11 protein-coding genes are annotated in these 14,403 nt (G+C 65.9%); 3 read left to right on the top strand and 8 right to left on the bottom strand.

The genetic code is table 11. From position 1 onward, the window contains the following. Positions 1 to 2 precede the first annotated feature (2 nt). Positions 3 to 983 carry a ribosome small subunit-dependent GTPase A gene (gene rsgA, locus ABQF30_RS04580; RefSeq protein ID WP_448461451.1) on the top strand — a complete coding sequence of 327 codons (981 nt, stop codon included), beginning with the start codon at positions 3 to 5 and terminating at the stop codon, positions 981 to 983. A gap of 50 nt (positions 984 to 1,033) precedes the next feature. Beyond that, the gene (locus ABQF30_RS04575) at positions 1,034 to 1,954 is read left to right on the top strand and encodes a class I SAM-dependent methyltransferase (protein WP_448461449.1); all 921 of its coding nucleotides are present in this window, start codon (positions 1,034 to 1,036) and stop codon (positions 1,952 to 1,954) included. A gap of 73 nt (positions 1,955 to 2,027) precedes the next feature. On the opposite strand, the gene ABQF30_RS04570 is transcribed toward ABQF30_RS04575, so the two are convergent. From ABQF30_RS04570 to ABQF30_RS04545, 6 genes are all read right to left on the bottom strand, one after another. Next, positions 2,028 to 3,278 carry a fatty acid desaturase family protein gene (locus ABQF30_RS04570; protein WP_448461447.1) on the bottom strand — a complete coding sequence of 417 codons (1,251 nt, stop codon included), beginning with the start codon at positions 3,276 to 3,278 and terminating at the stop codon, positions 2,028 to 2,030. A gap of 68 nt (positions 3,279 to 3,346) precedes the next feature. Then, entirely contained in the window at positions 3,347 to 4,480 is a 1,134-nt protein-coding gene (locus ABQF30_RS04565) for a ferredoxin reductase (protein WP_448461445.1), read from the bottom strand. 64 nt (positions 4,481 to 4,544) lie between these two features. Beyond that, positions 4,545 to 5,957, bottom strand: a complete 1,413-nt coding sequence (locus tag ABQF30_RS04560; RefSeq protein ID WP_448461443.1) for a metal-dependent hydrolase family protein — start codon at positions 5,955 to 5,957, stop codon at positions 4,545 to 4,547. A 30-nt stretch (positions 5,958 to 5,987) separates the two neighbouring features. After that, complete coding sequence (locus ABQF30_RS04555; protein ID WP_448461441.1) at positions 5,988 to 6,485, bottom strand: DUF6912 family protein; 498 nt, start codon at positions 6,483 to 6,485, stop codon at positions 5,988 to 5,990. 9 nt (positions 6,486 to 6,494) lie between these two features. Next, positions 6,495 to 8,255 (bottom strand): BCCT family transporter, encoded by a 1,761-nt coding sequence (locus ABQF30_RS04550; RefSeq protein WP_448461439.1) that lies wholly within the window; start codon positions 8,253 to 8,255, stop codon positions 6,495 to 6,497. A 51-nt stretch (positions 8,256 to 8,306) separates the two neighbouring features. Further along, positions 8,307 to 9,716: a WS/DGAT/MGAT family O-acyltransferase gene (locus ABQF30_RS04545; protein WP_448463448.1), complete on the bottom strand. Its 1,410-nt coding sequence runs from the start codon at positions 9,714 to 9,716 to the stop codon at positions 8,307 to 8,309. A 178-nt stretch (positions 9,717 to 9,894) separates the two neighbouring features. On the opposite strand from ABQF30_RS04545, the gene ABQF30_RS04540 reads away from it, so the two are divergent. Beyond that, positions 9,895 to 10,410, top strand: coding sequence for an Rv3235 family protein (locus tag ABQF30_RS04540; RefSeq protein WP_448461437.1), 516 nt, complete (start codon positions 9,895 to 9,897; stop codon positions 10,408 to 10,410). Here the strand turns inward: ABQF30_RS04540 and secA are convergent. Next, the gene (secA, locus tag ABQF30_RS04535) at positions 10,407 to 13,292 is read right to left on the bottom strand and encodes a preprotein translocase subunit SecA (protein ID WP_448461435.1); all 2,886 of its coding nucleotides are present in this window, start codon (positions 13,290 to 13,292) and stop codon (positions 10,407 to 10,409) included. The two genes, ABQF30_RS04540 and secA, sit on opposite strands and share 4 nt — an antisense overlap. Before the next feature lie 160 nt (positions 13,293 to 13,452). Continuing rightward, positions 13,453 to 14,139, bottom strand: a complete 687-nt coding sequence (gene hpf, locus ABQF30_RS04530) for a ribosome hibernation-promoting factor, HPF/YfiA family (protein ID WP_448461433.1) — start codon at positions 14,137 to 14,139, stop codon at positions 13,453 to 13,455. Positions 14,140 to 14,403 lie beyond the last annotated feature (264 nt).

The following is a 14,403-nucleotide window of genomic DNA, read 5'->3' as shown; positions in this document are numbered from 1 at the left end:
ACTTGAGCCCGCGGGAGTACGACGAGACCGACGTCCGCATCAGGCCGGGTCGGGGCACCCGCCCGCGCACCAAGACCAGGCCCGACCATGCCGATGCCCGCTCGGCGATGGTGGTGACGGTGGACCGCGGCCGCTGGGGGTGCGCGCTTGCGCGCGACCCGGGCAACGTGGTGACCGCGATGCGCGCACGGGAGCTCGGCCGCACCCCGATCGTGGTGGGTGACGACGTCGACGTGGTCGGGGATCTGTCCGGGCGCCCCGATACCCTGGCCCGCATCGTGCGGCGCGGTCCGCGGCGAACGGTGTTGCGACGCACCGCCGATGACACCGATCCGACCGAACGCGTAGTGGTCGCCAACGCCGATCAGCTGCTCATCATGGTGGCGTTGGCCGACCCACCGCCGCGCACCGGATTCGTCGAACGGGCGCTGATCGCCGCGTACGCCGGCGGCCTGAAACCTATTCTGTGCCTGACGAAATCGGATCTGGCGCCGCCGGAACCGTTCGCCGCTCAGTTCGCCGAATTGGACCTGAGGATCGTCAACGCCGGGCGTGACGATCCGCTGGAAGCGGTGGCGCCGCTGCTGACCGACAAGATCACCGTGTTCCTGGGGCATTCCGGGGTAGGGAAATCCACCCTGGTGAACCGCCTTGTCCCCGAAGCGGATCGGGCGATCGGCGAAGTGTCCGGTGTCGGCAAGGGCAAGCACACCTCGACGCAGTCGGTGGCGCTGCCGCTGGACGGCGAGGGGTGGGTGGTCGACACACCGGGCATCAGGTCCTTCGGGTTGGCCCATATCGAACCCGACGATGTGCTCCTGGCCTTCTCCGATCTGGCCGAGACCATCACCGATTGTCCACGCGGGTGCGGGCACATGGGCCCGCCCGCCGATCCGGAATGTGGGCTCGACACGCTGTCCGGCCCGGCCGCCGGCCGGGTGGCCGCTGCGCGAGGGCTGTTGGCGGTTCTGAAGGAAACCTGACGGGCTCGACGTCCTTGCTGGTTAGCATAACTAAGCGTTAAATCGGGGGCATGGAACGCACCGATAACGACACTTGGGATCTGGCCACCAGCGTCGGAGCCACCGCGACGATGGTCGCGGCCGGACGAGCCCGCGCCAGCAACGCCGCCCTCATCGATGACCCCTTCGCCGAACCGTTGGTGCGTGCGGTCGGCATCGACTTCTTCACCAGATGGGCCACCGGCGAACTGGACGCCGCGACGGTCGACATCCCCGGCGCGCCATGGGGCATGCAGCCGATGACCGATCTGCTCACGGCCCGCACCCGCTACTTCGACACGTTCTTCACCGACGCCACAGCGGCCGGGATCCGCCAGGTGGTGATCCTGGCGTCGGGACTGGACGCACGCGGCTACCGACTCGCGTGGCCCGCCGGCACGGCGGTTTTCGAGATCGACGTTCCCGACGTCCTGACCTTCAAAGCCCGGACTTTGGCCGGCCTGCAGGCGGCGCCGACAGCCGATATCCGCGAGGTGCCGATCGACCTGCGCGACGATTGGCCAACCGCCTTGCGCGCGGCTGGGTTTGATCCCACCCTGCCGTCGGCATGGAGCGCCGAGGGGCTACTGCCCTTCTTGCCGTCGGACGCCCAGGACCGCCTGCTCGACAACATCACCGCACTCAGCGCGCCGGGAAGCAGGCTGGCCTGCGAGGTGTCGCTCATCGGCAGCGACGTCGACGGCGAGAGTGCGCAGGACTTCAACCCGATCACCGCCCGTTGGCAGGAGCAGGGATTCGACGTCGAATTCGGCGACCTGGGCTACCCGGGTCCGCGCAACGACGTCGACGAATACCTGGGCGCACGCGGCTGGAGCAGCGCCCGCACCCAACTCACCGCACTGCTGGCCGACACCGGGCTGCAGGCGCCGCCGCGAATCGACGGCAGGCACACGATGAGCGACAACTACTACAGCACCGCGGTCAAGCAGTAACTGACGCCGAGAAGACGCAAAACTGCCCCTTTTCCGCTGGAAAAGGGGCAGTTTTACGTCTGATCGCGGGGAACTATGCGGCGATCTTGGCCCGCCGCCAGCCCCGCACCGTCTCGATCGCGGTCTTCAGGCCGCGGCGACGTCCGGTGCCGGGATCGGTGACCCCGAACCCGTCGAGCTCGGTGAACATCCGCTCGCTGCGCGTCTCGGGCGCATTGTCAGCGGTGTCCCGCAGGAACCGGTCCGGCAGCGACAGCTTGGCGATCGTGCGCCAGGTCTTGCCGTACTGAACCAGGAACGAGCCCGTGGTGTAGGGCAGGTCGTACTTCTCGCACAGCGCCCTGACCTTGATCGAAATCTCGTAGAGCCGGTTGCTCGGCAGATCCGGATACAGGTGATGCTCGATCTGATGGCACAGATTGCCGCTCATGAACCGCAGCACCGGGCCGTTCTCGAAGTTGGCACTGCCCAGCATCTGGCGCAGGTACCACTGCCCCTTGCTCTCGCCGACCATATCGGTCTTGGTGAATTTCTCTGCGCCATCAGGGAAATGACCGCAGAAGATCACCGCGTTGGCCCACACATTGCGGATGACGTTGGCCACCGCGTTGGCTGTGAGGGTCGACTTGTAGGTCGCCCCGGGCGACAACGACGTCACCGCGGGCCACGCGACGTAGTCCTTGAACAGCTGAGCGCCGGCCTTGACCCCGAACTCCTTGACCCGGACCATCGTGGCCCTGCGGTCGTCGCGACCCTTGGAGATCTTGCCGAGCTCCAAGTGCTGCAGTCCCACGCCCCACTCGAACCCGATGGCGAGCAACGTGTTGAAGAGCAGGTTGCCGTAGAGATTGAACGGCTTCCACTTCGCATCGCGGGTGACGCGGATGACGCCGTAGCCCACATCGTCGTCCATGCCCAGGATGTTGGTGTACTTGTGGTGCATGAAGTTGTGGGTGAACCGCCAGTGCTTGGATGCCCCGCTCATGTCCCACTCCCACGTCGAGGAGTGAATCTCGGGATCGTTCATCCAGTCCCACTGGCCGTGCATGACGTTGTGGCCGATCTCCATGTTCTCGATGATCTTGGCCACGCCCAGGGTCGCAGTGCCCGCCCACCATGCCGAGCGGCGCGAACTGGCCGCCAGCATCACGCGGCCGGCTACCTCGAGGGCGCGCTGTGCCGCGATGGCGCGGCGGATGTAGCGCGAATCGCGCTCACCGCGGGAGTCTTCGATGTCCTGCCGGATTGCATCGAGTTCGATGCCCAGGTTTTCAATGTCGGCGTCGGTCAGATGCGCGAACGCCGGAACGTCTGTGATAGCCATCGTCAGCCTCCTCTCACTTACCTACGCTACCGTAACCTACGAAAGCGTAGGTTACCAGTGAGTAAATCCTAAACATCGAGCACACAGTCGCCGGACGCTGCTGAAACGCAGGTCTGGATCCGGGTACCCGGCTCATGCTCGACACCCGTGCGCAGATCGCGGACATGGCCCTCCACCAGGCCGACCACGCACGATTGACAGATGCCCATCCGGCATCCGAACGGCATCCGGATCCCGACCTGTTCGCCGGCATCCATCAGCGGCGTCGCACCATCGGCCTCGACGGTCTTGCCGCTGCGCTCGAAGGTAACCGTGCCTCCGGCGCCGTGTGGGGCAGCACGGGAAACCGCGAACCGCTCCAGATGCAGGTTGTCGGCCAACCCCGCCCCGGCCCAGACTTTCTCGGCATCATTGAGCATGCCCTCGGGCCCACAGGCCCAAACCTGGCGTTCGCGCCAATCGGGAACCACGTCGGCAAGCCGGGCCAGATCCAGCCTGCCTTCGGTGCGCGTGCTGCGCAGCTTGAGCCGGTAACCGGCATGGGCGTCCTGTAAAGCGGCCAGCTCGCCGCCAAACATCACATCGGATTCCGTTGGCGCCGAATGCAAATGGACGACGTCGGTGACCTGGTCGCGCCGCACGAGCGTACGCAGCATCGACATCACCGGAGTGATGCCGGAGCCGGCAGTAAGGAACAGCACGGAAGCCGGAGCCGGATCGGGCATGACGAAATTGCCCTGCGGGGCAGCCAACCGCACCACGGTCCCGGGTGCCAGCCCTCCGACCAGGTGGGTCGACAGGAACCCCTCGGGCATCGCCTTGACCGTGATGGTGATTGTCCGCGTGGTCTGGACGGGGCTCGACGTCAGCGAATACGACCGCCAGCGCCACCGTCCGTCGATCAGGACCCCGATGCCGACGTACTGACCCGGCTCGTAATCGAATGAGAAGCCCCAGCCGGGCTTGATGACCAATGTCGCGGAGTCGACGGTTTCACGCCGCACTTCCAGTACCCGGCCACGCAGCTCCCGGGCCGACCACAACGGGTTGGCCAGCTTCAGATAATCGTCAGGGAGGAGCGGCGTGGTGACCCGACTGGCGATGCTGCGCAACGCAGTCCAAGCCGGATTCTTCTTACCCGCGAGGGCGGGGCGCACCGTATCGGCGACATTGGCCGAGATCTTGATGGTGTTCTTGGCCATGCAACCTACGGTACCGTAACTTACGGTGTCGTAGCCAGCCCTACGGTCAGATTTGACGGGCCTGTCAGCCCAGCGTGTTCTTGTAGACCTTCCCGTCCTTCATGATGATCTTGAAATTGCGCGCAGGGTCGGCGACCAGGTTCAGATTCGCCAGCGGATCGCCGTCGACGAGCAGCAGATCGGCCAGCGCACCCTGCTCCACCACACCCAGCTTGCCCGAATACGGACTGCGTTTACCGGACAGAGCGAGCAGCTCAGCGTTGGTTCCGGTGGCCATCTCCAACGTCTCCGCCGGCGTGAACCACTCACCCAGCCCCGCCAGCAACGCCCCTTGCCTGGGCGCCAACTGCGGTGAGAACAGGATGTCGGTGCCGAACGCCGTCTTGATGTTGTACTTGCGGGCCAGCTGATAGACATTCTTGACGCCGTCGACGATCTCCTTGGCCTTGGCGGCTTCGTCGGAGCCGGGCGGGAACGCGCCGATCATCTCGGCCGGGATCGGCTGGGTGCTCAACCAGATGTCCTTGTCGGCGATCTCTTTCGCCGTGGCGTCGTCCATCAGGTGAGCGTGCTCGATGACCCGCACGCCCGCGCGGATCGCCAGCGTGACGGTGGCCGGAGTGTAGGCGTGCACCGTGACGTAGGTGCCCCAGTTGCCGGCCGCCTCGGTCGCGGCACGCAACTCCGGCTCGGTGAACGCGACCACGTCAAGCGGGCTGTGCGGCGAGGACACCCCGCCGCCCGCGGTCAGCTTGATCTGCGAAGCCCCCTGGAACAGCTGTTCGCGGGTGCGCATCCGTACCTCATCCGGGCTGTCGGCGACCACGCTCGCGCCCAACGCTTCCTGCTGGGACGGCGCCCCGCCGGGGCTGCGCGGGAGATCGTGCGTGGTGCGGAAGTCGCCGTGGCCGCTGGTCACCGTGATCATGGCGCCCGAAGGGAAGATCCGTGGACCATCGACCACGCCCTCGTCGATGGCCCGTTTGAGACCGAAGGCGGGACCGCCGAGGTCTCGCACGGTGGTGAAACCCCGCATCAAAGTGTCGCGGGCCTCAGCCCCGGCCACCAGGTGGATGTAGCCGGGGTCCGAGGACATCATCTGCGCCGGCGAGGGTCGCACGAACATCGTGTGCCAGTGGTTGTCGATCAGCCCCGGCATCAGGGTGCGCCCGCCGCCGTCGATGACGGTGGCGCCCGGGTCTGCAGGCAGCGGATCGGTGGAGATCCGCTCGATGCGGTTGCCCTTCACCCGCACGTTCGACGGCGCCGACAACCGGTCGCTGTGGCCGTCGAAGATCCGCACATCGCGAAAATCGGTCACCTGCGCACCAGGTCGCTCATCGGGTGCCGGCGTCGGAGCGGCGGGTGAGGCGTCCGGCTGTGGTGCGCCGGCCGGCGGGCTGTCGGCGTCGTCGGCAGAACATCCGAAGGTGGCCAGAATCAATGCGAGCGCGGCAAACAGCGGCAGGCGTCTCATCAACACACTCCTATTCAGTTATCTTGGCGTTCAGAGCAATTCGAGCAGAAACGGCAGTTCCTGGGGCGCGTACCAGGCCAGGTCGTGATCTTGGGCATCTCCGACGGTGAATTCGGCATCCTCGTCACCCAGATCGGCCTCGTCTACCACCTCCATCGCGGCGACAACGGCCGTTTCGGCGTCGGCGTTGTCGACGTACGCGGCGATCACCGCATCGAGATCCACCGGCCCGGAGAGCCGCACCACCGCGTCGTCGAGATCGGGCCGGGCGGTCACCTCGTCGACTTCGGCGACCACCACCGCCCGGCGGGGCGGTAGCTCCGACTCCGCACCGGACGCCAGCAACCGCAACGACGCCAACGCGGCATCACGCAACGCCACCTCGGACAGCTCGTCGTCGTCGCCCTCGGCGTAGGCCTCGCGCAGAGTCGGGGTGACCGCGAAGGCCGTCCCGTTCACGACGCGCAACGACCGGTCGGCGACGAGCTGCTGCAGAGCAGCCAGGGTCGTCGGGATATATACGCGCACACCAGGAGGTTAGCCGTCCCCTGACTTGTCAGCCGAGGGATCCTTCTCCACTGCGATGACGAAGTCGTCTCCGTGTTGGGTGACGCCCGCTACGACCGCGTCGTTCACCGCCTCCACCGCGTACTGGCGACGCACCACCATCGGGTCGGTACGCAGATCGCGGACCAGCGCAACAGCCAGGCCCACCATCACCACCACGAACGGCAATGCCGCGATGATCGTGATCTTCTGCAGGCCGTTCAGCGCGTCCTCACCGCCGACCAACAGCATCACCGCGGCCACCGCACCGGTGGCCACGCCCCAGAAGATGACCGTCGGCCGGGTGGGCTTGATCGTGCCGCGTTGGGACAGCGAGCCCATCACGATCGAGGCGGCATCGGCTCCGGACACGAAGAAGATCGCGACCAGGATCATCACCACGATGCTCGCCGCAGTCGCAATCGGATACTGCTCAAGCACGCCGAAGAGCTGCTCCTCGATGCCGATGTCGTCGCCGACAAGCTCCGCGCCTTCCTGCTGCGCCCGGATCGCCGCGCCGCCGAACACGCAGAACCACACCAACGACACCACGCTGGGCACGAGCAGCACGCCCGCCACGAACTGCCGGATGGTGCGGCCCCGGGAGATCCGCGCGATGAACATCCCGACGAACGGGGTCCACGAGATCCACCACGCCCAGTAGAAGACGGTCCAACCCTGCAGCCAGGTTCGTACCTCGGTACCCTCGGCGCCGGTGCGGGCCGACATCATCGCAAGATCCTGGATATAGCTGCCGACCGAAGTGGGAATCAAGTTGAGCATGAACACCGTCGGCCCGACGACGAACAGGAACAACGCCAGCGTGACGGCCAGCACCATGTTGATGTTGGACAGCCACTGAATGCCCTTGGCGACGCCCGACACCGCAGACAACACGAACGCGACGGTGAGGATCGCGATGATCCCGATGAGGATTGCATTGCCGGTTCTGCCGATGCCGCCGACGATCTCCAGGCCGCTGCGGATCTGCAGGGCGCCCAGGCCCAGTGACGCTGCGGAGCCGAAGAGCGTGGCGAAGATCGCCAGCATGTCGATCACCTTGCCCAACGGCCCGTTGGCGCGTTGGCCCAGCAGCGGTTCGAAGGCTGCGCTGATCAACTGCAGCCGGCCTTTGCGGTACACGCCGTAGCTGATGGCCAGTCCGACGAGGGCGTAGATCGCCCACGGATGCAGCGTCCAGTGGAACAACGTGGTGGCCATCGCGGTCTGCACGGCCTCGGGGTTGCCTTCGGGTCCGGTGCCCGGTGGCGGTGTCACGAAGTGCGACAACGGTTCTGACACGCCGAAGAACATCAGGCCGATGCCCATCCCGGCGGAGAACATCATCGCGACCCAGGACACCGTGCGGAACTCGGGCTCCTCGTCGTCGCGGCCCAACGGGATGTTGCCGTAGCGGCTCAGGGCCAGCCACACCACGAACACCACGAACCCGGAGGCAGTCAGGACGAACAACCAGCCCGTCGTGTTCATCACCCAGTTCAGGGCAGCGGTGGAAGCGTTGGACAGCGATTCGGTACTGAGAAAGCCCCAAACCAGGAACGCCACCGCAACCAGGGCGGTGACGCCGAAGACCACCCAGTCGACTCCCGTGCTACGCGCGTAGGCCTTGTGCTCGACGGCTACATCCAGGACAGGGTGGGGTACCACCTCACCGGTAGGCGACTTCAGAGCTTTTTCTGTTTTCTTGGCTTCGTGCGCGTCTGACTTACTTTTTCGCATCTCAGTGGCCATGGTGAATTCATCAGACCCCGATAGCGCCCTGAGGTCAAATACATCCGACGATTACTTGGCCGCGTCCAGCAGTTCCTCCAGGGATTCCCGCAGCAAGCCGGGAACCACGTCGACATCGCTCATCGCATCCCGGTCGGCGTTGATCCCGAAGTACAGCATGCCGTTGTACGACGTCACCCCGATCGCGAGCACCTGGTTGTGTAGCAACGGGGGCACGGCATAGGTCTCCAGCAGCTTGGTGCCCGCCACGTACATCTGCTTCTGCGCGCCGGGCACGTTGGTGATCAACAGGTTGAACAAGCGCGCCGAGAAGCCGGTCGCAACTCGGATCCCCATGGCGTGCAAGGTCGGTGGGGCGAATCCGGACAACGTGACGATGGTGCGGGCGTCCACCAGGCTGGCGGCGGTCGGGTGCGATTCGGTGGCATGGGCGATCTGCGACAACCGGACGACGGCGTTGCCCTCGCCGACGGGCAGGTCGACCAGGAACGGGGACACCTCGCTGATCGCCTGGCCGGGGCCCGACGCGTCCAGTTCGGCGTCGGGGTAGACCGACATCGGCGCCATGGCCCGCACGGTGGTACTGGGATTGACCGGCTCGCCGCGGGACAGCAGCCAGTTGCGCAGCGCGCCGGCCACCACGGCAAGCACGACGTCGTTGATATCGCAGTCGTAGCGGGCACGCACCAGCCGGTAGTCCTCCAGCCGATGGTCGGCCACGGTGAATCTGCGGTTGCGCGACACCCTGGCGTTCAGCGGGCTGCTGGGCGCCGTCCCACGGGCGACCGTGCGGGCCACCTCGGCGACGCGTCGGCCCACCGCGGCCAGTTCGCCCGCGTTGGTGGCAACGTCGGTGACCGCATCGCGCACGGAAGCCAGCTGGCTGGTGGGCCGGGTGATCCACTCCCCGATCGCCCCCAACATCAGCTGCCGATCGCTGGGTTCCCGGGCCGGAATCCAGATGTCCTCGCCGAACTCCGGCGCCTTCTGAGTCCGGTCGGCGATCACGTGCCCGATCTCGAGCGCCGTCATCCCGTTCACGAGCGCCTGGTGGGTTTTGGTGTAGATGGCGATGCGGTTCTTGGTCAGCCCCTCGACGAGGTACATCTCCCACAGCGGGCGGGTCTTGTCCAAGGGCCGTGAGCCGAGCCGGGCGACCAGGTCGTGCAATTGGGCGTCGCTGCCCGGCGACGGCAGCGCCGAGCGGCGGATGTGGTAGGTGATGTCGAAGTCAGGGTCGTCGACCCACACCGGCCGGGCCAGTCCGAGCGTCACCTCACGAACCTTCTGCCGGTACCGCGGAATCTGCGGTAGCCGCTGCTCTACGGTTGCCAACAGCGTCTCGTAGCTGAGCCCCGCGCGGGGCTTGCGCAGGATCGACAGCGAGCCGACGTACATCGGCGTCGCGGTGTTCTCCAGGTGGAAGAACGTTGCGTCGGACGCCGACAGCCTCGTCACCATGCGGCGCCAACCTCCCCTAACAATCGCGATGAACGTCGCGTCGAACTCCGTCACGGTAACCGGCGATTCTGCGATCGCGCATCACGGGTGCTTCGAGGCGGCTCCGCACATGGGATCATGGACAGATCTGCGCCTCTCCAGCAGATGTCGCCCTGTCCTGCCGACCGCTGGAGATGCCGTGAGTTCGTCACAGCCCAAACCCGAGTCCACTCCCGAGTTGCCGCCCGGCGCTTGTTTGACCTCACCGGTGATCGACTACGAGCCGCCGGCACAGCCGATGGGCGCGCCCCATCCACCGGCGCCGGTGTGTCCGGCGCCCACCACGCTGCACCGGCACAGCGCGCGCCGGTTGCGGCTGGTCGAACCGGCGGCCGAGTATGAGCCGCACAGCGGGGCAATGCAGTTCGCCGAACTGACGTTGCGCCGCGTGCTGGAGGTCATCGACCGGCGCAGGCCGCCGGCCCAACTGCGATCGTCGATGAGCCCGTTGCTGCTCGACGTCGTCGTCGCGCTGGCCCGGTCACGCCCCGGCGCGACGGCAACCCTGCGACGGGTGCGCCTGCGCGCGGTGAGCGATCCGCGGGCCGCCGAGGTGTTCGCCACCTACACCCGCGGACCGCGGGTGCGCGCGATCGCCGGACGAATCGAATTCCACCGGGGCCGTTGGCAACTCACGGCCCTGCAGGTCGGTTAGCCCTTGCGGTGCGACTTCGCCGGCCGGTCGGTCTTGGCCTGCCGGCGGGCGGCCTCGCGCCGTTCGCGCCGCGTGCCGCCGCCGGACGGTGCCGCGTGCCTGCCGCCGTTGCCGGTCCGCTGGACCTCCGCCGAGCCGTCCTCCGACGGTCCGGTGTAGGTCAGCTGCGGGGCGTCGGTTTCGATTCCCTTGGCGCGCAGTGCCGGCGCCGGCTGAGCCGGCACTCCAGCTTTCGAGCGTTCCTTTGTGGCCACCGCGCCCGGCACCGAATCCTGCGGTTCTGCGGCGTCCGACGCCTTTGCCGCCGCGGCGGCGGCGAACTCGGCCAGGCCGGTCGGGGTGGCCACCGGTGCCACTCGAGCGCTGGGCGCGGCCGGTGCTGCTTCGACCGCGACGTTGAACAGGAAGCCGACCGACTCCTCCTTCAGCGCGTCGAGCATGCCGACGAACATGTCGTAACCCTCGCGCTGGTACTCGACCAGCGGGTCACGCTGGGCCATCGCCCGCAGCCCGATGCCCTCCTTGAGGTAATCCATCTCGTAGAGGTGTTCGCGCCACTTGCGGTCGATCACGTTGAGCAGCACGTTGCGTTCCAGCTGGCGCATCGCACCCTCGCCGGCGATCTCCTCGAGTTGCTTCTCGCGCTCGGCGTATGCCCGCTCGGCGTCCTTGATCAGGGTCTCGAGCAGCTCCTCGCGGGTGAGCTCGCCTGCCTCACCGACGGCATTGGAATCAACCAGGTCGTTGTGGTCGACACCGACCGGGTAGAGGGTCTTGAGCGCGGTCCACAGGGTTTCCAGATCCCAGTCCTCGGCGTAACCCTCTGCGGTGGCGCCGTTCACATAGGCCGTGATGACATCGACCAGCATCTTGTGGGCCTGCTCGGCCAGGTTCTCCCCTTCGAGGATGAGCCTGCGCTCCTTGTAGATGACCTTGCGCTGCTGGTTCATCACCTCGTCGTACTTGAGGACGTTCTTGCGGACCTCGAAGTTCTGCTGCTCCACCTGGGTCTGCGCGCTCTTGATGGCGCGGCTGACCATCTTCGCCTCGATCGGCACGTCGTCGGGCAGGTTCAGGCGGTTGAGCAGCGATTCCAGCGTCTCGCCGTTGAACCGCCGCATCAATTCGTCGCCGAGCGACAGGTAGAACCGCGACTCGCCCGGATCGCCCTGGCGTCCGGAACGACCGCGCAACTGGTTGTCGATACGACGGGACTCGTGCCGCTCGGTGCCCAGCACGTACAGCCCGCCGGCCTCGACGACCTTCTCGGCTTCCTCGCTGGCCTCGTCCTTGATGGCCTTGACGGTGTCCTCCCAGGCGGCTTCGTACTCATCGGGAGTTTCGACCGGGTCAAGGCCCTGGTCGCGCAGCCGCTTGTCCGCCAGGAAGTCGACGTTGCCGCCGAGCACGATGTCGGTACCGCGGCCGGCCATATTGGTGGCGACCGTGATCGCGCTCAGCCGGCCGGCCTCGGCGATGATGTTGGCCTCTTGCTCGTGGTATTTGGCGTTGAGCACGTTGTGCGGGATCTTGCGCTTGGTGAACTGCCGCGACAGGTACTCCGAGCGCTCCACGCTCGTGGTGCCGATCAGCACCGGCTGACCCTTCTCGTACCGCTCCGAGACATCGTCGACGACCGCGATGTACTTGGCTTCCTCGGTCTTGTAGATCAGGTCGGACTGATCCGCGCGGACCATCGGCTTGTTCGTCGGGATCGGCACCACACCGAGCTTGTAGATCTCGTGGAGCTCGGCGGCCTCGGTCTCGGCCGTACCGGTCATACCGGAGAGCTTGTTGTAGAGCCGGAAGTAGTTCTGCAGCGTGATCGTGGCCAGCGTCTGGTTCTCGGCCTTGATCTCGACATGCTCCTTGGCCTCGATCGCCTGGTGCATGCCCTCGTTGTAGCGGCGTCCGAGCAGGACACGGCCGGTGAACTCGTCGACGATGAGCACTTCACCGTTGCGGACGATGTAGTCCTTGTCGCGCTGGAACAACTCCTTGGCTTTCAGCGCGTTGTTCAGATAGCTGACCAGGGGCGAGTTGGCGGCCTCGTAGAGGTTGTCGATGCCGAGCTGGTCTTCGACGAACTCCACGCCCAGCTCATGCACGCCGACGGTGCGCTTGCGCAGGTCGACCTCGTAGTGGACGTCCTTCTCCATCAGCGGAGCGAGCCGGGCGAACTCGGGGTACCAGTTCGAGGCGCTGTCGGCGGGCCCGGAGATGATCAGCGGGGTGCGGGCCTCGTCGATGAGGATCGAGTCGACCTCGTCGACGATGGCGAAGTTGTGGCCGCGCTGCACCATGTCCTCGACGGAGTGGGCCATGTTGTCGCGTAGGTAGTCGAAGCCGAACTCGTTGTTGGTGCCGTAGGTGATGTCGGCGCCGTAGGCGGCCCTGCGCTCGTCGGGCGTCAGCCCGGACAGGATCACACCGACGTCCAGGCCGAGGAACCGGTGCACGCGACCCATCCACTCGCTGTCGCGTTTGGCCAGGTAGTCGTTGACGGTGACGACGTGGACGCCTTCGCCCGACAAGGCGTTGAGGTAGGCCGGCAGCACAGCGGTCAGGGTCTTGCCCTCACCGGTCTTCATCTCGGCGACGTTGCCGAAGTGCAGGGCTGCCCCACCCATCACCTGGACGTCGAAGTGCCGCTGGGCCAGCACGCGCCAGGCGGCCTCCCTGGCGACGGCGAACGCCTCTGGCAGCAGATCGTCGAGGTCCTCGCCATCTGCGACCCGCTTGCGGAACTCGTCGGTCTTGGCTCGCAGCTCCGCGTCAGAGAGCTTCTCCACGTCGTCGGACAAGGTGTTGACATACTCAGCCACCTTCTTGAGGCGCTTGACCATGCGGCCTTCACCGAGACGGAGCAACTTCGACAGCACGCTATTTCCCCTGTGGGTATCGATGGATCTAATGGCTATTAGTCGAGCTCCATCCTAGGTGACCGGGCGAAGTGCCTGCTTCTACCGACCTTGTACCGACCAACAGACACAAAATCGCACCCCGGAAAGCTCCGGAGTGCGATTTTGTGACTTCTGGCCGTTAAGCCAGCCGTATCAACCCGTAGTCGTAGGCGTGGCGGCGGTACACCACCGACGGCTTGTCGCTCTCCTTGTCGTGGAACAGGAAGAAGTCGTGTCCGACGAGCTCCATCTCGTAGAGCGCGTCGTCGACGGTCATCGGTTTGGCCGGGTGTTCCTTCGTCCGCACGATCCGGCCCGGTTCGTGGTTGTCGAGGCCGTCGGCCGGTACGTCGTCGTGAGTCGGCTTCGGCATGCCGGGCAGCGGCTCGTGGGCGGTGGCTTCGGCCAGTGAAACCGGGGTTTTGTCGCCGTAGTGGATCTTGCGGCGGTCTTTGCTGCGACGCAGCCTGCTCTCAAGTTTGCCTGCCGCCGATTCGAGCGCAGCGTAGAAGCTGTCCGCGCAGGCCTCACCTCGTACGACCGGGCCACGGCCGCGGGCGGTGATCTCTACGTGCTGACAGTTCTTCCGTTGCCGGCGGTTGCGTTCGTGGTCAAGTTCGACATCGAAGAGGTAAATGGTGCGGTCGAATCGCTCGAGGCGCGACAACTTCTCTGCGACGTAGACGCGGAAGTGGTCGGGAACCTCGACGTTTCGTCCTTTTACCACGACCTCTGCATTGGGCTCGGGGGTTGCGGTGACGCCTGCGCTCTCGGTGTCGTCCTCTACAACCATGGTGCGGCTTGAATCCAGCGAATGGGTTGACATACTTGGCAACTCGCTTCTCTCACTCGTCGCACGCTGCGCGTGCCGGGCTTTGAAGAAATGCGGCGATGGGCCGTGAATTCGCTCCGCCCATCGGCGCAAGGTGTCGAGTACTCACCTCCTACCGGGTGCGGTGAAGTGCGCCGTGTTTTCCAGCGCCGCCGTGAGTGTTCACGGGTGGTTGTTGCCGACGGTAGTCCGTGTTCACCGGATCGTGCCACCAATTTGGCGGACCTGTTTTCAGTTCTTCATCTTCGTTTGATCTTG

The sequence above is a fragment of the Mycolicibacterium sp. XJ870 genome (assembly GCF_053483975.1).
This window is presented reverse-complemented; position numbering and strand designations above follow the sequence as displayed.